Raw genomic sequence first — 18,207 nt, 5'->3', positions numbered from 1 at the left:
ATTGCTAACATGTCATTTTCCCAAAACAAACAAGTGTTATATGGTTTTTCGGAAATACCTCAAGCGTTAATGGTGAACCCCGGAATAAAAGTCAATAACAGAGGCTATTTTGGAATACCGTTATTATCTCATATTCATGTCATTGCAGGAACATCGGGAACTACAGTATATGATATTTTTTCTAATGATGGCGTAGATTTTAATACTAAACTTCGAAGAGCAGTGAATAAAATGAAGCCTAATGATTTTTTTACGCTTACACAACAATTGGAAATTTTATCAGGAGGGTTTGAGATTGGAACATTTTTTAAGAAGAAAGGATATTTAAGTTTTGGATTGTACCAAGAAACAGACTTCATCGCTTATTTTCCTAAAGATATGGCAATTTTGGCTCTGGAGGGCAACGCTAACAATATTGGTAAACCTTTTAATTTAAAACATGTTAATTTGAGGGGAGAAGTACTTTCGGTATATCATATAGGCTACAATGAGAAAGTAAATAGTGACTTCACTTATGGATTTCGTGGTAAGATATATTCAAGTATAGCCAATGTTAACTCTATAAGGAACAGAGGGGTATTTATAACTGTTCCGGGAGAAAATAATTTTTACACACATTTATTTAATTTAGATTTAGAGTTACAGACCTCAGGAATAAATAGCATTGTTGAAGATGATTCGGATTTTTCTGGAAAGGATATCGTTAAAAGAACCCTGTTTGGGGGTAATTTGGGATTGGGGTTTGATATTGGTTTTACCTATAATGTAACAAAGCAATGGTCATGGGATGCCAGTGTGCTGGATGTTGGTTTTGTAAGACATTCTAAAGATGTTAAAAATTATAAAGTTGAAGGGGTGTATGAGTTTGAAGGTATTAACCCGCTTTTCCCTGAATCCGATGAGGGTCAAACAGCAGAAGATTATTGGAATGAGGTCGGTGAGGATTTTGAGGCGCTTTTTGAGCTAGACAGTACCAAATCAAAATACACCACATGGCGTCCAATAAAGTTAAATACTTCTATTAACTACGCTTTCGAAAAGCAAAAATATGAAGATTGTGATTGCTTAAGAAAGGATGATAGGTATTTAAATGCAGTAGGTTTACAGCTATATGCCATAAAAAGGCCCAGGCAACCTCAAATGGCTTTAACCACTTATTATTACAGACAGCTATTCAAAGGATTAAGAGCTAAAGCTACCTATACCTTGGATTCTTTCTCTTATAGTAACATAGGCCTGGGCATTTCTGCCTATTTGGGAAGCCTAAATTTTTATGTCATGGCCGATAATTTTTTATCTTTAAGAAATGTTTACGATGCACAAAGTGTATCTTTACAATTTGGTTTTAACTATATATTTAATAAAAATGAAGATTAAACTATTATTTACTGTTCTTACTTGTTTTATTGTTACTGCCCTATTTTCCCAATCAAATTTAAACCATTATAAATATGTCATCGTACCCAAGAAATACGATTTTTTAAAGGAGGAAAATCAATATCAATTAAATGCGTTGACGAAATTTTTATTCGATAAATACGGGTTTGAAACGGTCATGGAAGGTGAGGATTATCCGGGAGACATAATTACTAACCGATGCCTGGCTTTAAAATCGGATGTAATAAAAGACTCCGGGCTATTTAAAACCAAACTTAATGTGGTTCTTAAGGACTGTAACGATAGGGTGGTCTATACCTCTCCATTGGGAGAAAGTAGAGAAAAGGAATATGCTAAAGCTTATAACGAAGCCTTGCGAAATGCCTTTGAATCCTTTGAAACTATAGGATATAAATACGATCCAAAGACCTCTCCCGTGGCTTCCAATAAGGTCCCTCCGCCGCCTAAGGCAGAAAAAAAGGCGGTATCCCAGGAGATTGAAGCACTGAAGGCTGAAATAGAAACCTTGAAAAAAGAAAAGCAAACTGAAGTGGTCGAAGTCATCCCAATGGCCAATGCCCCTGAGGTTGACCCCGTTGAAGAGGGATCTGCCGATGAAAAATGGGCTCCGGAACCCGATCCGGAACCCATGGAAAATAGGTTATATGCCCAGGCCATTGACAATGGCTTTCAGCTGGTGGACAGTTCTCCAAAGGTAATTTATAGGCTTGTTAGAACCGGGTTGACCAATGTATTCCTGGTAGAAGGATTAAGTGCCGTGGTGTACAAGGACGGTAATCGTTGGGTTATCGAACAACATTCGGAGGGAACGACCATAAAGGAGCCTTTAAATATTAAGTTTTAAAGGGGAGCTTGGGAACCCATTTAGTATCCGTATTTGTCTTTCCACCTACTTTTTAAAAAGTCACGTTGTCCCTTTTCCCTGGCGTTAGATCCGGGATCATAGAGTCTGGTGTTTTTTATGCTTTCGGGAAGAAATTCCTGTTCGGCAAAGTTGTCTTCATAATTGTGGGCATATTTGTAGTGATCGCCATATCCCAGTTCCTTCATGAGTTGAGTAGGGGCGTTTCTGATCTCCAACGGAACACTTAAATCACCCGTTTCTTTTACCAGTTGCTGTGCCTTGCCAATGGCCTGATAAGCCGCATTGCTTTTTGGAGAACAGGCCAAATAGGTGGCACATTGACTTAAAATAATCCGCGATTCCGGATACCCTATAATGGATACCGCCTGAAAGGTACTGTTGGCAATCACTAATGCCGTTGGATTGGCATTACCAATATCCTCACTGGCCAGAATTAGTAATCTTCGTGCAATGAACTTGACATCTTCACCGCCTTCGATCATTCGGGCCAACCAGTACACGGCGGCATTAGGATCACTCCCCCTGATCGATTTAATAAAGGCTGAAATGATATCGTAATGCTGCTCCCCGGTTTTATCGTAACGTACCGTATTATTTTGAACTTTTTCCAAAACCGCTTTATCCGTAATTTCAATAGTCTCGGTTGTAAAGGCATTGACGATGAGCTCAAAACTATTGAGGAGTTTTCTGGCATCGCCTCCCGAAAGCCTCAGGAGTGCCGAGGTTTCCTTAAGTTTAATCTGCTTTTCCGAAAGGTATTCATCCTGTTCTACAGCACGTTTTAAAAGTAGCTCTAGATTGGTTTTATCAAAAGGATTTAAAATATAGACCTGGCAACGTGACAATAATGCAGGAATGACTTCAAAACTGGGGTTTTCGGTCGTGGCCCCAATAAGGGTAATCCAACCTTTTTCAACCGCTTGCAATAAGGAATCTTGCTGCGATTTACTAAAGCGGTGTATTTCATCAATAAACAATATGGGGTTTTTTGTGGTAAACAAACCCCCACTTTGTTTTGCTTTTTCAATGACATCACGAATATCCTTAACACCGGAATTGATAGCACTTAGGGTATAAAAGGGGCGCCCGGATTCATTAGCAATAATATGGGCCAATGTAGTTTTGCCTGTTCCCGGGGGACCCCAAAACACCATAGAAGGAATGAGCCCCTGTTTTATGTGCTGAATTAAGGCCCCATTAGGCCCAACCAAATGGGATTGACTAACAAAGTCAGCTAAGGTTTTAGGACGTAAGCGTTCCGCTAAAGGCGCATTGGCATTCATAAGCGTAAAATTAAAATAATTCCTTTGTAAAAAGGAAACTTATGCCTTTTTGTTTTAATGTTATGGTCTGCATGGCTGCCTGCAGCTCCTGATACCTTTAAAAGTGCCATAGGGGAAAATATTATTATCCTTCCCAACACAGGAATGGTGAACTCGGAGTAGTATAGGTTGATGGATCCCTGCCATTTTAACATTAATAGTACTTTTGGTGAGCTATTTGCTATCTTTAGTGTTATGATATGAACCCTAACCCTGAAACACAACTGTTCGATAGAGATGAATGCACGACAGCAATTTAAATTCTCCACAGGCGTAATTGCCTACCCCATACTATTTGTACTTATAATTTGGTTGGTATTTTGGTTTGAGGTGCGTTTTGGGTTCAATTTCAGTAAATATGGCATTTATCCGGGAACCTTTAAGGGCTTGCGGGGCCTGTTCTTTAGCCCTTTCATACATGGTGATATGGAACACCTCTACCACAACAGCATTCCATTATTGGTGTTGTCCATGGCCTTATTTTATTTTTACCGAACTATAGCATGGAAGGTGCTCTTTTGGGGCATTCTGCTTTCGGGTTTTCTAACCTGGTGCATTGGCCGTCCATCCTATCATATTGGTGCTAGCGGACTCATATACGTTTTAATTAGTTTCACTTTCTTTAAGGGTATTTTTGCGAAGTACTACAGGTTAATTGCCTTGTCCCTGGTAGTCGTTTTTCTGTATGGAAGCATGGTCTGGTATACCATTCCAATTGAAGAGGGCATATCCTGGGAGGGCCATTTATCGGGTCTTTTAGTGGGATTACTTTTCGCCTTGCTATTTAAGAAGACCATTGCAAAACCAAAAAAATATGACTGGGAGGAGCGGCATTATGATGAAGCTGATGATCCCTTTTTAAAGCATTTTGATGAAGACGGTAATTTTATTGAAGCGATGGAAGAAGATGAGGATGACAAAACCACCATTAATTATACCTATAAAGCGCGAAAGGATAAATTATAAGGGTCCATGGCCATGAACAAGCCGTTGCCTAACAATCTCATAAAGAAAGGCCCCACAAGCCACAGAAACGTTCAAGGATTCAATGTCACCCAGTATAGGGAGTTTGGCTTTGGCATCCACAACCTTTAAAATCGAAGGATGTATACCCCTGCCTTCAGATCCCATGATAATGGCACAGGGTTCCGTAAAGGAGATATCGTATACATGAGTATGGGTTTTTTCGGTGGCAGCAATTACTTTAATGCCCGATGCCTGCATGTAAAACACGGCGTCCTTAATATGATCTACTTTACAGATAGGAACTTTAAAAACAGCACCGGCACTGGTTTTAATGGTATCTCCGTTTACCGGGGCCCCGCCCTTTTTCTGGATGATAATCCCGTCAATACCTGTGCATTCGGCAGTTCTTATAATCGCGCCAAAATTCCTGACATCACTTAACTGGTCCAATAGTAAAAATAATGGTGTTTTACCGGATTCAATCACCTGCAACACCAATTCCTCCAGTGGATGAAACGCAATGGGCGATATTTGAGCCACCACGCCCTGGTGGTTCTTATGGGTTAAACGATTAAGTTTTTCCGCAGGGACATAGGAGACATTGATATCCGTAGATCGTAACCGGGTTTCAAGGTCATGAAACAGGTCCCCTTTATGCCCCTTTTGTAAAAATACCTTATCTATGGTTTCACCGGCATTTATAGCCTCTATAACCGCTCGTATGCCAAATATTTGGGTTTGGTCCTTCATGGGCCAAAGGTATTAAAAAATGGGATTCATGATTTTAATTCGGCCATTAATACATGGATAAACAGTCATTTTATTTAAAATTAAATATCCGTTTATTTAAAACTACAATTTTTACTATATTAGGATCGACTAATTCAAAAAAAAAAAAATTATAATGAAAAACAAATACAAAATAGTAGTCATGCTCCTTGGTGCTATTCTGTTTCATAATGTTTCTTTTGGGCAGAATACATTAAAAGAATCTAATTTTGGACCTCATATTTATGATTATTTAAATAAGCATAAAGACAAGTATCCTTTTTCACCTTCCGATATTGCAGATATAACGATCAACAGGGAGGTAGTTTCCAGGAAGACGGATATCACCCATTATTACTTAAATCAGACGTACCAGGGTATAAAGATCCACAATGCCATTTCCGTGGTTGGGGTGAAGAACAATAAAATTTTTCATTTTGCCAATAAATTTAAAACGAAAATTAAAGAAAAGATTAATGTCAAGAGTCCTTCACTAACAATGGAACAGGCCATCCAGCAGGCGGTATCCCATTTCAAGCTGGGTACGGTTCAGGGGCTGCAATTAATCGAAATGGATCAGGGCAAATCCATTTTTTCAAAGGCTGGAATTTCTAAAGAAAACATTCCTGTTGAGTTGGTATATGCACCATTAGAGGACGGCACCCTTAGGCTTGCCTGGAATTTAAGCATTTATACCATGGATGGTGCACATTGGTGGAGTGCAAGGATTGATGCTGTAAATGGCGAAATTCTGGATGTTAACGATTGGGTCATAAAATGCCGGTTTGGACAGGATCGAACTCATTTTGCGCTACATGATGTTCAAAACAATACGAAATCCTTTAGTTTGTTTAAAGCAAGTTCTTTTATGGTGAATGATGGATCCGAGTACACGGTGTTTGCCCTGCCTTTGGAAAGTCCATTGGAAGGTTCCAGAAGTGTAGTTGCCAATCCTGCGGATGCGACGGCCTCCCCTTATGGATGGCATGATACCGATGGTGTGGCGGGACCGGAATACACGATTACCAGAGGAAATAACGTATGGGCACTTGAAGATATGGCCGCTGACAATCTTGATGAAGCAGATCCGACAACCATCGGGAATTCCCCGGATGGAACGGCAGGGTTGGATTTTAATTTTCCTTTAGATTTAAGTCAGGAACCTATGGTGTATCAAGACGCGGCAACTACAAATCTGTTCTATATAAACAATATGATGCATGATATTCTGTATAATCATGGGTTCGATGAGGCCAGCGGTAACTTTCAGGAGAATAATTATGGCAATGGGGGCGTGGCCGGAGATTATGTTATTGCGGAAGCCCAGGATGGTGGAGGCGTGGATAATGCCAATTTTGCTACACCACCGGATGGTACTAATCCAAGAATGCAAATGTTTTTGTTTGATGCTCCTCTACCGCCTTTTCTATACGTTAATGGGGGTAGTTTAGTAGGAGAATACTATGCGGCATTACCTTCAAATACCGCAGGTGATGATGGTGTAGGAAATATTACCAGACCTACCGATGTACCCATTACGGCCGATGTCGTTATTGTAGATGATGGCACGGCAGCCGGAGAAGAGGGATGCAATGCCTTGACAAACGGCGCGGAGGTAAGTGGTAAAATAGCGTTAATAAGACGGGGAAGCTGTAATTTTACGGTTAAAATACAAAATGCCCAGGATGCGGGAGCGGTGGCCGTTATTGTCGCCAACCATAACAATCCGACCAACGACCCCAATTACAGCGAATATGTGGCGATGTACGGGGTTACCGACCCGCCTTTTACCATTCCTTCCATATTTATTAATTATACCGATGGACAGGCCTTTTTTGATGCCATTGGCAATGGCGAAACTATTAATGCTACTATTGTTAATGAACAAGATGTTCAATTGGATGGGAGTTTGGATAATGGGATTGTTATTCATGAATATGCACATGGTATTTCCACGCGTCTTGCTGGTGGGGCTGGTAATTCGGATTGTTTAGAAACTATATTCCAAGCAGGTGAGGGTTGGTCGGATTGGTTTGCCTTGATGCTCACGATGAAGGCTTCTGATGTGGGTACTGATGGCAGAGGGATTGGAAATTATGCCTTTTATCAACCCATAGATGGTCCGGGAGTTAGATTCCGAAGATACAGTACCGATTTTGCCATAAACGATTATACCTATGGGGATACAAACGATAACACACAGATTGGAACGGATCCGGATACTGGCAATCCTATCATATTAAATCGGTTTATTTATTACCATGGAGAAATTTGGGCGAGTATGCTTTGGGATTTAACCTGGGCCTATATCGATAAATATGGTTTTGATCCCAATTTATTTAATGGTACAGGAGGTAACAACAGAGTGTTGAAGGTGGTTATTGAGGGTCTGAAACTTCAGGGCTGCGGAGCTGAATATTTTGAGGCGCGAGATGCCATTCTTGCTGCAGATGTAGCCTTATACAATGGGGAGGACCAATGTTTAATATGGGAAGTCTTTGCAAGACGAGGTCTTGGGGTAGATGCGAATGAAGGTATACCTATTAAATTAGAAGATCAGGTTGAAGATTTTACTGAGCCAGATTTAAGTCATCCCATATATGGTCCAGCCTTGGTTAATTGTACAACCTTAAGTGCAAATACTTTTACTTTTAAAGATTATAAAATATATCCTAATCCAACAAACAATAAGTTAACCATAAAAGCAAATAAAAACTTGGGAGATGCTATTATTAACTTAGTGGATATTAATGGTAGACTAGTAAAGAGTCAAAAAGCTACATTATTAGGTGAAGTTGAGTTAAACATTGGCAATATAACATCTGGAATCTATATTCTTAACATAAAAGGCAATTATATTAATACGAATGAAAAAATAATCATTAATCATTAAAGTATATAAATCTATTGAGAACTATATAAAAGTACTCCATTTATCTCTCATTTTGAAATAAGACGATATTTTATATACAGAATAATATGATATGTATTAGAATTAAGAGTTGATTGGGTTTTTAGATTAACATGAATAACGTTTAACCTAGATCCGAAACTATATTCAGAAGTATCAGTTTTTATAGTTCTTGAGCGCATTTTATAGTTCTTGAGCACAGTCGTAATATGCTAAATCTGTGATTTAGCACTCAAACGGACATATAAATTCCTTATTCATTATTCATGTTAGACTAATAAGATAGGAGGGTTTTACTTTAAACTATAGCTAGTTTATTTTTCTGGTTTAATAAAATTTATTGCTAAAAAAAAATATTCATGAGTTTGCAAGAACTTTTGCGTCTCTGTTTGCTTGAAATTTTATAAAATAAATGCCTCCAAATAGTAAAAACTACAGGAGGCAAATTTTAAAAACTATTAGTTTTAGATTATTTTAATTTTCAAACACTACAGAACCAGAATCAGCATCAGTAACAGTATAGCTGTTTCCTGAAACAGTCAATACATATTTAACCAAATAGGCATCAGGATTTCCTTGAAGATAGCCACCTGTTTGAGTATCCCAAACAGTTGATAAATCTATGGTAACGGACTCCGTATTACTTCCCAAAACGCCAAAATGCAGCATAGCGGGGATATTTTCAGGACTTGCAGGTTCTGTTGGACCGTTGTTTGTCCAAAAACTTGGAACAATCCAGTAATCTCCATCCTCCAATTCTCCTTGTCCTACTACATAGTCTTCAGGACAATGGCTATAGCTGGCATAGTATAAATCATTGAAATCTGCACTATATAACTCTAAATCTAAATCGTAGTCACAAAAACTATGATCACCACCACTGGCATCCATATAGCTGCCATCCCAATCTAACTCTGCTGAAAAAGAAATGGAGTTTTCAATACTGAATGTTACCGTGGGAGTTCCTAAAACTTCATAAAGATCAGGAACGTCCGATGGCGTAATTTGTAATTGAATGGATTCCGTACCTTCAGCTATGAAATCATCTTTAATTGTTATTTCCATTGTTGTGGAGGTCTGATAGGCCGGAATAACAGCGTTTTCCACCTCAAAATCATCCTCTGTTGCATCACCACCAACTTTAATGGCAGTAAAAGTAGTTGTCGTTTTGATGGGTTTATCCATGTTGATAGTTACCGTAGTAATTGGAGAACCGGCTTCACTAATGGATGAGTCCATTGCTGTAGCTGTAACCGTTGGCTTTGCACTTTCATCTATTACAGGTTCTACATCATAGTTGTCACAACCAATGATACTTACCAGTGCAAGAACCCCCAGAATATATTTAAATTGTTTCATATTAATTTTTTTTGAATTATTGTCTTGTATAAGTTGAGGTCCATGTACCTGGCCAATTACCAGTAAAGGTCTGACGATGGTTTAAAGTAAGGATACCGTTCTCTGAATCCCATGTACCACTTAAAATGGTCCCTAAATCTAAAAAACCATAAGTTAAGTCATTAGTTGGAATTATTTCCCCACATAATTCAACAATATTGCCACTATTATAAAGTCCTGTATTTGCAGTACATTGATCTAGGAAATAACCATCAGCGGATTCAAGAAACCATGAACCATCGGCATTTTGAGTTATTGTTGCTAATTTTGATGGACTGCAGGCATCATTTGTTACCAAATAGATGCCGGATAAATCAGCAAAGCACTGATAAATTATGGTCAACTTGGTCTCTTTTGAGCTAGGAATTACATTGGTGCCACTGGCATCAGTAAACTCTAAAGTAATAATAGGAGCTACCGCCAACGGAGGATCAATTCCTTCGGTTATGATACCAACTGGAATGGTTCCAATATAGTTGTTGGCCTTAGTCAGGGTAACTGAATTTGTACTTAAGGTATAATGTACGCCCTCAATAGCAGTGGTATTAGCCGCATCGACTCCTATAGTTAAGGTTACATCTTCACTAAAGCCGACCATGTTTGGGCCTTGAAGTTCAATATTAACATTAGCAGTTTTTAATTCACCATCGGCAACAGCACTCACAGTTTGATTCAAATTAGAAAAACTGGTGAAATTTGGGCCATCATCGAACGAATCAGCTAAGTTATCATCATCAAGCAAGCAGGAGTTAAAGGATACCCCCAGAGCGATGAGTAACGTTATGGATTTTATTAAATTTTTCATATTTATATATATTTTTTAATTAGTTCAATTACTGCATCCAGAAGGTATGTCTATCAAAAGCCGCATTATTCCCCTGTGTGGGTACGTTAGCTGAATTTGTGGCATACTCCGATTCGGGATATAACAAATTAGAGGGGAACGTTGTTGATAAAGCTCCTGTTGGAATGGGTACAAAAGATGGGAAATTGGTTCTTACACGATCCATCCAAACCTCAAATCCTGAAATATAACCAATGGCTAGCCATTTTTGGGTAATGATGGCCTCAATTTCTTTACCTGCAGCAACAGCGGTATCCCAATTCACTAAGTTGTTTACAGACGTGGATTCATAGGTAACTGCCGCGGTAGCCGCATTTGGCACCTCTAGTTCTGCAAAGGAGGCCGCAATGGCTGCCTTATACAAGGCACCGGCATCTCCTGAAATAAAGCCTCTTTCAACCGCTTCGGCCTGTAGGAACAGGGATTCAGAACCGGCCATAACAAATAATCTCTGAGCAGGCGATTTCAATAAACCAGGTCCTAAGGCGGAAGTCGCGTCCGTTCTCAAGTCATTGGTATATACATTTTGAGGAATACCTCGTATTTCACCATCGGTTTCCGCCGGAAGAAATAATCGGGTGGTCCTTGGGTCATTGTTATCTTTTAAGAAGTTAACGTAGACTTCATTACCACGCGTGGCTTCATTGTTTTGTGCGGGTGTTGTGGTACTACCCGGGACATATCCGAAAACGGTCCAGAAAGGATTTTGCTGATCCGTCTGATCGCCATAACCGGGGTCTATGGAGGCAGTCCCCACCAAGAAACCAATACCGTTACCGGTTAGTTCGCTGTATTTTGCGCTTAAGTTTTCTCCGGTGTTCACCTGGCGTAATAACATTCTTAATTTGAGCGTGTTGGCAAATTGCTTCCATCTCAACATATTACCCAAAAACATGGCATCTATACTTAGAGGATCTAGTGTTCCGGATGGCGCATTGTCAATCATATCGATGGCCACATTGAGTTCATCATAAATGGCATCGTAAACGGCTTTATCGTCATCGTAAGCCGGTTGGGTATTTGCACCTCTTCCAAAAGCTTCAGTATATGGTATGTCACCATAGGTATCTACGAGCATCGCAAAATGGAAACTCTTCATGATTTTGGCGATGGCCTTGTAATAATCATAACCCTCTCCTTCAAAATTTTCAATCAAATGATAAGGATACAGTGTTAATTGGTAGGTATTCTCAAAACAACGCTCATAGGTTGTATTAAGTATTAAATACTGTTGTTCGGGTTCGTACCACACACGGTCGCCGGAATCGGCAATAACACCGGCATGGATGCCTCCAATAAGGTTAAACGAGATGTCCGACCCGTTTGAAATACTTGCCCGCCATAACATATCGGCTGAATTCTTTTGCGCAGCAGGAAGCAATAATTCCGGCGAGGCATTCGAAGGACTCGTAGAACTCTTATTAACGTCTAAATACTCATCACTACAAGACACAATGAATAGTAGCATGACGAGACCTGTTACATATTTTAAATTTTTCATATTCACAATTTTTTAAAATTTTAAACTCATTTTAAATCCATAAGTACCGGTAGGAGGTGCTTGATCGGAAGATCCAATACCAGTTACACCATTCGTAGCCGGGAAGGCATTACCTGCTCCAATACCATAATTCGCTTCATTACCTGAGTTAATGGAAAATTCAGGATCAGTATAGATGTTTTCTTTAGCCCGCCACATAATTAAATTATTGGCCACAAATCCAACCGTAATACCCGTTAAAGGTGTTCTTTCTAAATATTTACTTGGTACAGTATAATCTATGGCAATTTCTCGAATCTTTATCGCCGAGGCATCCACGACATAATTTTCCTTGATTTCATTAAATGAGGTCTGCCAGAAGTTTCGAGTACCATCTGTGGTTGGTCTATCGGTATTCTCCACATAAACAGGGTTTTCGGCGGTTCCCGTATTATAAACGGAATTAGGGAATATAAAAGGTTGTCTGTTCGTAGAAACACTGTTTTTCGTCAAACCGGCAAATTCCAAAATTTCAACCAGGGTACTGTAAAACACATGACCTGTTTTATAATCTGCGACGGCTCTTAAGGATAATCCTTTGTATTCAAATTTTGTGGATAATCCGGCAATAATCTTGGGAACCGTAGTTCCTAAATTAAGAAGTTCACTTGTGGGTGCCGGGTTACCATTGGCTTCCACGATAACTCTTCCCTGTGGATCCCGCTTATAACCGGGAGCATACAATGAAGGGAAAGGCTGACCTACTTCGGCAAAAATAGTAGCGGTATTGGTAAATCCGGTTCCGATTTGAATACGATTGGCCCCTTCACTTAAAGAAATGACCTCCGATTCATTGAAGGTATAGGTAAAGCCTATATCCCATCTAAAGTCTTCTGATTTTATAGGGGTAACCGATAGATCGATCTCAACCCCTTTATTTTGAATTTCACCAATATTGGTTAAATAAGAGGAAGCCCCAGAGGCTCTTGATGCCGCAGAAAAATTAATTTGATCTTCAGCTTTCACAAAATAATAGTTGGCATCAAGGTTAATACGTTGTTTAAAAAATTCGGCTCTAAACCCGGCTTCAGTAGAGTAGGAAAATTCCGGACTCAAATTAGGGTCAACCGCAATGGTTGTGGGTCGTACCCCGGGATTGTTAAATGGAAATCCAATGGGTACTATAAAGTTCTCATTAATATCGCCAATACCGGCATCGTTACCTACCTTGGCATAACTGGCATTTAACTTTAAATAATCAAGAACACCACCTTTAAGACCCGGAATGGCATCGGTTGCTACAAAGGACAAACCACCACTGTAGTAGTCGTAGGTGTTATTTTGAACGGGCAGGGTCGAGGACGTATCTTGTCGCCAGGAACCCGTTAAGAATAAATAATCCTTGAATCCCAGGGTTAAATCACCCAAATAAGAGTACAACCGCTTTTGAGTGTTACTCTGTGGGGAAGAAAAATTCGCACTATTAAAGGATAAGTTCCCGGTCCGGACGTTCACGTTAAAGATCTCATCCGTAAATAGATTATTACCCAGTATGTTCATTTGGTTGCTTCTAAACGCTTCCAGGTGTGTTCCAACAATTAGGCGTACATTAAAATCATCATTGATTTGTTTCTCAATGTTGAACAACAGGTCGGAATTCAACCTAAAGTTACTGCTTGTAGCATCGAGAACGGCACTAACTTCATTACTCGGTCTTGTATAGGTTAATGTAGGATCGTAAGTAAATCCTTCCTGCGTATTTTTTCGCTCGCTATTAAACCATGTGCCCCCTAAGCTATAGGTGGCCGACAGCCAATCGGTAAAGGTATATTTTAAATTGGCGATGGCCTGTAAACGATTAGAGCGATTACTATCCCTATTTTGATCCACTATTTGATAGGGGTTTTTAAAATAGGCATTGAAATAAGTTTCAGGAGTGGAATATTTGTCTGTTCTCCAATTTCTGTAATCACTTAATCTGTAATGCGCCGGGGTGTTCAATAAAATTCTGTAAAAACTACCATCCGTTGGACTGGGGCCGGCCACATCAAATTTATCTTGAAAGAAGGCTACAGACGTCGTTGATTCTAAATTGCCATAGGTGCGCGTTGCATTAAATCTGAAATTATCCCTCCAGTATTTGTCTCCCGGGGTGATACCCGTTTTATCGATACGTTGTGCCGAGAAAAAGTAAGTGGAGTTTTCATCTCCACCGCTAATGGATATGGAATTTTGAGTGGTGATACCCGTTTCAAAAAAACTCTCCCGACCTTTTCTCACCGGGGCATAAGGTAACATATTAAAGGTGCCATCAGGAAGAACGGGTCCTACTTGACGAAGCGTGCCGTCGTATCGTGGTCCCCAGCTTTCATTCTCATAGGGCGTATAATCGAATACGTTGGTTGACCCACTTCCAAATTCGCTTTGCGATTCTGGGAAGAATTTAAGAATTTCGAAGGTAACCGCTGAATTTATGGATACATTGAGTTTTTCATTTTTACTACCTTTTTTTGTCGTAATGATCAAGGCTCCATTGGCACCGGCAGAACCGTATAAGGTTACTGAAGAGGCCCCTTTTAAAATATTTACCGATTCAATATCATTCGGATTAATATCACCCAGTGAGGAACTGGATTGGGGAACATTGTCAATAACGATCAAGGCGTTGTTATTTCCCGTGAGGGAGTTACTTGCTCTTAACCGCACGGTAGAGTTTGGTTTTACACCATTATCACTGAAGTTGACATTCAGACCGGAAGACTTACCGACTAATGCGGAAACTGCATTTACGGGAGCCGCCTGAATAATCGCATCATTTTCTACAACGGTGGTGGCATAGGCAAGTTCTTTGGGCTTACGTTTTATACCTAAAGCTGTTACGATAACTTCTTCTAACTGTGCAGCATCTTCCTGCATGACCACGTTAATGGTATTGGATGATCCAACCGTGATTTCCTGGGAAGTATATCCAACAAAACTGAATACAAGAACAGATCCTGTAGTCGTTGTAATTGCATATTTACCGTCGAAATCGGCAGATGTACCAGAAGAAGTACCTTTAATTAAGACAGTTGTTCCCGGCAAAGGTAATCCACTTTCGTCTGAAACTGTACCGGTAATTGTCTTTTCTTGTGCAAAAGAATATTGCACCACTAGCACCAAGAAAAGCGCTAGCATTCCGCTAAACTTTGTTTTCATGTTATAATTATTTGAATTAGTCCGTTTCAAAAATCTTAATAAAATCTTAAATAAGCAAAGAATGACCACAGAAAAGTATAATTTATGCCAATAATTAACATTTCGGCATTGAATTATTGTCAATATAACGGGATTTTTGATTTTTAATCTATAATGGAATGAGGGATTTCCTGAAAATAGTTCCTTTTAAATTGATTTTGAAGGGCCTTATGCCTCCAGTTTTTTTACAATTCCATTTAAACTTTTAAAGTTGCTTTTTAACTTATGTATTTGTACCACATCGAAGTATTCTTTACTTTTAGAAAAATGAAAATCCATTGAAGCGAATAGTTGTATTACTGGTTATCGTTTGGTGTAACCATGTGTATTCTCAAAAAGAATCGGCTAACTGGTATTTTGGCGATTTTGCAGGTCTTGATTTTAATACAGACACGCCAACAGTTCTTTTAGATGGGGAGCTAACCTCTAGTGAGGGCTGTGCCACCATATCCGATTCCAATGGTAACCTCTTGTTTTATACCGATGGTGTGACGATCTGGGACAGACGTCATGGGGTCATGCCAAATGGTCTGGGATTATATGGTCATAAATCCAGTACGACCTCTGCACTCATCGTACAGAAACCGGGAAGCAGTTCGCGATATTATATTTTTACGGTCGATCAGCCCAGTTATTATCTCAAGGATACCAAAATCATTCACGGGATTAACTATACTGAAGTCGATATGCAATTGAATAATGGGTTTGGCGATGTGGTTCCCAACAGGATGAACATCCATTTAAGAACTTATGATGACTCTAATTTATTGGAGAAAGAGTATAAGTCCACCGAAAAATTAACCGCTGTATCCCATAGCGATGGCAGTTCCATTTGGGTGATCACTTTTTTTATTAATCGATTTTATGCCTTTAAAATTGGCAACGGCGTCAATGAGAATCCGGTAGTTTCGACAGTAACCAAAACAGTAAACCCCGAAGTAAACGATGACGGTGCCAATGTTACTGCCATAGGATATCTTAAGGCATCTCCTAATGGGAAACAGGTGGCCATTGCCCATAGTTCGACAAGACTGGGAAATCCAAGAAACGGAAGTAAGCGCTCGGGACAGGTCCTGTTGTATGACTTTAATAATGCCACGGGTGAGGTGTCCAACCAAAGGCAGCTGTTTTCCAATGGTTATCCTTACGGGGTGGAATTTTCTCCCAACTCCAAACGGTTATACGTTACCAATAATGTTTTTGATGAATCCGATAATTTCATAGAAAGCAATTTGTTTCAATTTGACCTGGAAAGTGCAAATGTTGAAGCGTCTCGGAAGACCATTAATGCTTCAAGAATGTTTGCCGGGGCCCTGCAGTTAGCGCTTAATGGTAAGATATACAGAGCCGGATATCCGGTGCTTTCCTCCGGATCAAGTTTATCGGTGATCCATCTGCCTAATTATTTGGGATCATCCTGCGATTACAAGCAAAATGCGGTTAGCCTGGGAGGCAAGGCCGTGCAATTAGGACTCCCTCCCTTTGTGCAATCCTTGTTTTTATACACATTCGATTATGAATCGACCTGTTTGGGCTATGACACCCATTTCTTTATTACCTCCGAAGAACCTTATGACGGTGTTATATGGGATTTTGGTGATGGTCACCAGTCAACAGATATTGATCCCTACTATAAGTATGAAGCGCCCGGGGTCTATACCGTAAGTTTAACCTTGTCGTTCAATGGTATAGAAAGTGCCCCATTATTAAAGCAAATAATCATCTCTGACCCTCCAAAGGTGATGCAAACGACTTACGATTTGATCCAATGCGATTCATTCGACAGCGATAGTGAAGACGGGATAACAAGCTTTAACCTTCAACTGGCCAATGCGCCGATAACATTCAATACACCCGATACCTTTGAAGTTTATTATTACCATTCCTTAGATGATGCCGAGCTGGATATTACTAATAGTATGGCCATGGACAACATTTATAGGAATGTTGCACAGAACGAAGCGGTTTATGCCAAAGTATTGAGAAGCAATACCGATTGTTATGCCTTGGCCACCATTAACCTGGTTACCGTAGCACCCATATCAATAGACGATGAATCCTTAAATGCATGCGTGCCCGTGGGTCAGGGAATAGGTGATTTTGATCTTGAGACCAAGGCGAGTGAAATAAGACTTAAGTTGAATTTGCTGGCGGACTCAAGAGTCACCTTTCACGACACTCAAAACGATGCCGGTCTGGGAGTGAACCCCTTGCCTTTGCTGTTCAGGTCGAATGAAAAAAATATCTTTGTCAGGGTTGAAAATGATGGCGCATGTTTTGGTATCGGAACTGTGGGCCTTCATATTAAGCCATTTCCTTTAATTGAAGATCAGGTCATTACGGTATGTTCCTATGCGTTTCCCATTCATTTGGATTCTGGAGTTCCACAAAGTGAAATCAGTAATTATAATTATTATTGGAACACGGGAAACACTGAAAATGGTATTCATGTTAATGATCCCGGCCTTTACGATGTTACCGTTAATGACCCTGTTTTTAATTGTGGAAAGACCGTTTCCTTTTTGGTAAAACAAAATGAAATACCCGTCATACAACGCCTCGATACTAACGGGCGTACCTTAAAGGTGGTCCTGGCTGCGACAGATGAACCCTTTTTGTATAGTGTGGACCATGTGGACAACGTTCAGGAAAGTGACGTATTTTTAGATTTGGCACCTGGTCTTCATACGGTGTATGTGAGTGATTTAAATAGATGTGAAATCATTGAAAAGGATTTTTACATTTTTGGTTTCCCTAAATATTTCACACCCAATGGGGATGGGCAAAACGATACCTGGAATGCCTACGGATTAAAGCCAGACCAATTTGGAACCGACCATATTTCCGTTAGTATTTATGATCGATACGGCAAACTTCTTAAAACCTTTAATCCTTTTTATTCATCAGGCTGGAATGGCAGGTACAATAATTTGCAGATGGCTGCCGACGATTATTGGTATCGTTTGTTACTGCCGAATGGAGAGGAATATATAGGGCATTTTACCCTCAAAATGTAAT

The 18,207-nt window shown here is 39.8% G+C and carries 11 protein-coding genes; 5 read left to right on the top strand and 6 right to left on the bottom strand.

Annotated features, from left to right (window positions below):
* The first annotated feature begins 9 nt into the window (after nt 1-9).
* Both MR054_RS00850 and MR054_RS00845 read left to right on the top strand, forming a co-directional pair.
* Nucleotides 10-1,377 (top strand): DUF5723 family protein, encoded by a 1,368-nt coding sequence (locus MR054_RS00850; protein WP_242155279.1) that lies wholly within the window; start codon nt 10-12, stop codon nt 1,375-1,377.
* Nucleotides 1,367-2,242, top strand: a complete 876-nt coding sequence (locus tag MR054_RS00845) for a hypothetical protein (protein ID WP_242155277.1) — start codon at nt 1,367-1,369, stop codon at nt 2,240-2,242. The genes MR054_RS00850 and MR054_RS00845 overlap by 11 nt, the downstream gene beginning before the upstream one ends.
* Nucleotides 2,243-2,262: 20 nt before the next feature.
* Here MR054_RS00845 and MR054_RS00840 read toward each other — a convergent pair whose 3' ends face one another.
* On the bottom strand, nt 2,263-3,546 hold the full coding sequence (locus tag MR054_RS00840; protein WP_242155276.1) for a replication-associated recombination protein A: 1,284 nt from the start codon (nt 3,544-3,546) through the stop codon (nt 2,263-2,265).
* A gap of 276 nt (nt 3,547-3,822) precedes the next feature.
* Between MR054_RS00840 and MR054_RS00835 the strand changes: the two genes are divergently transcribed.
* Nucleotides 3,823-4,551 carry a rhomboid family intramembrane serine protease gene (locus MR054_RS00835; RefSeq protein ID WP_242155274.1) on the top strand — a complete coding sequence of 243 codons (729 nt, stop codon included), beginning with the start codon at nt 3,823-3,825 and terminating at the stop codon, nt 4,549-4,551.
* Here MR054_RS00835 and rlmB read toward each other — a convergent pair.
* Nucleotides 4,546-5,301 carry a 23S rRNA (guanosine(2251)-2'-O)-methyltransferase RlmB gene (gene rlmB, locus MR054_RS00830; RefSeq protein ID WP_242155271.1) on the bottom strand — a complete coding sequence of 252 codons (756 nt, stop codon included), beginning with the start codon at nt 5,299-5,301 and terminating at the stop codon, nt 4,546-4,548. The genes MR054_RS00835 and rlmB overlap by 6 nt on opposite strands.
* 154 nt (nt 5,302-5,455) lie before the next feature.
* On the opposite strand from rlmB, the gene MR054_RS00825 reads away from it, so the two are divergent.
* The gene (locus MR054_RS00825; protein ID WP_242155269.1) at nt 5,456-8,212 is read left to right on the top strand and encodes a T9SS-dependent M36 family metallopeptidase; all 2,757 of its coding nucleotides are present in this window, start codon (nt 5,456-5,458) and stop codon (nt 8,210-8,212) included.
* A 492-nt stretch (nt 8,213-8,704) separates the two neighbouring features.
* Here the strand turns inward: MR054_RS00825 and MR054_RS00820 are convergent, their stop codons facing one another.
* The 4 genes from MR054_RS00820 to MR054_RS00805 are packed head-to-tail and all read right to left on the bottom strand — an operon-like array spanning nt 8,705 to nt 15,150.
* A complete protein-coding gene (locus MR054_RS00820; RefSeq protein ID WP_242155267.1) occupies nt 8,705-9,589 on the bottom strand; it encodes a hypothetical protein in 885 nt (294 codons plus the stop codon).
* A 16-nt stretch (nt 9,590-9,605) separates the two neighbouring features.
* Nucleotides 9,606-10,433, bottom strand: coding sequence for a DUF4843 domain-containing protein (locus MR054_RS00815; RefSeq protein ID WP_242155263.1), 828 nt, complete (start codon nt 10,431-10,433; stop codon nt 9,606-9,608).
* A gap of 28 nt (nt 10,434-10,461) precedes the next feature.
* Nucleotides 10,462-11,973, bottom strand: a complete 1,512-nt coding sequence (locus MR054_RS00810; protein ID WP_242155259.1) for a SusD/RagB family nutrient-binding outer membrane lipoprotein — start codon at nt 11,971-11,973, stop codon at nt 10,462-10,464.
* A 12-nt stretch (nt 11,974-11,985) separates the two neighbouring features.
* A complete protein-coding gene (locus tag MR054_RS00805) occupies nt 11,986-15,150 on the bottom strand; it encodes a SusC/RagA family TonB-linked outer membrane protein (protein WP_242155256.1) in 3,165 nt (1,054 codons plus the stop codon).
* A 317-nt stretch (nt 15,151-15,467) separates the two neighbouring features.
* Here MR054_RS00805 and MR054_RS00800 point away from each other — a divergent pair, with 317 nt between their 5' ends.
* A complete protein-coding gene (locus MR054_RS00800) occupies nt 15,468-18,206 on the top strand; it encodes a T9SS type B sorting domain-containing protein (RefSeq protein WP_242155243.1) in 2,739 nt (912 codons plus the stop codon).
* Nucleotide 18,207 lies beyond the last annotated feature (1 nt).

Origin of the sequence: Aestuariivivens sediminis (assembly GCF_022662105.1) — a bacterium.
GTDB classification, from domain to species: domain Bacteria; phylum Bacteroidota; class Bacteroidia; order Flavobacteriales; family Flavobacteriaceae; genus Aestuariivivens; species Aestuariivivens sediminis.
The sequence above is the reverse complement of the archived record's forward strand: the minus strand, read 5'-3'. Positions and strand labels throughout refer to the sequence as shown.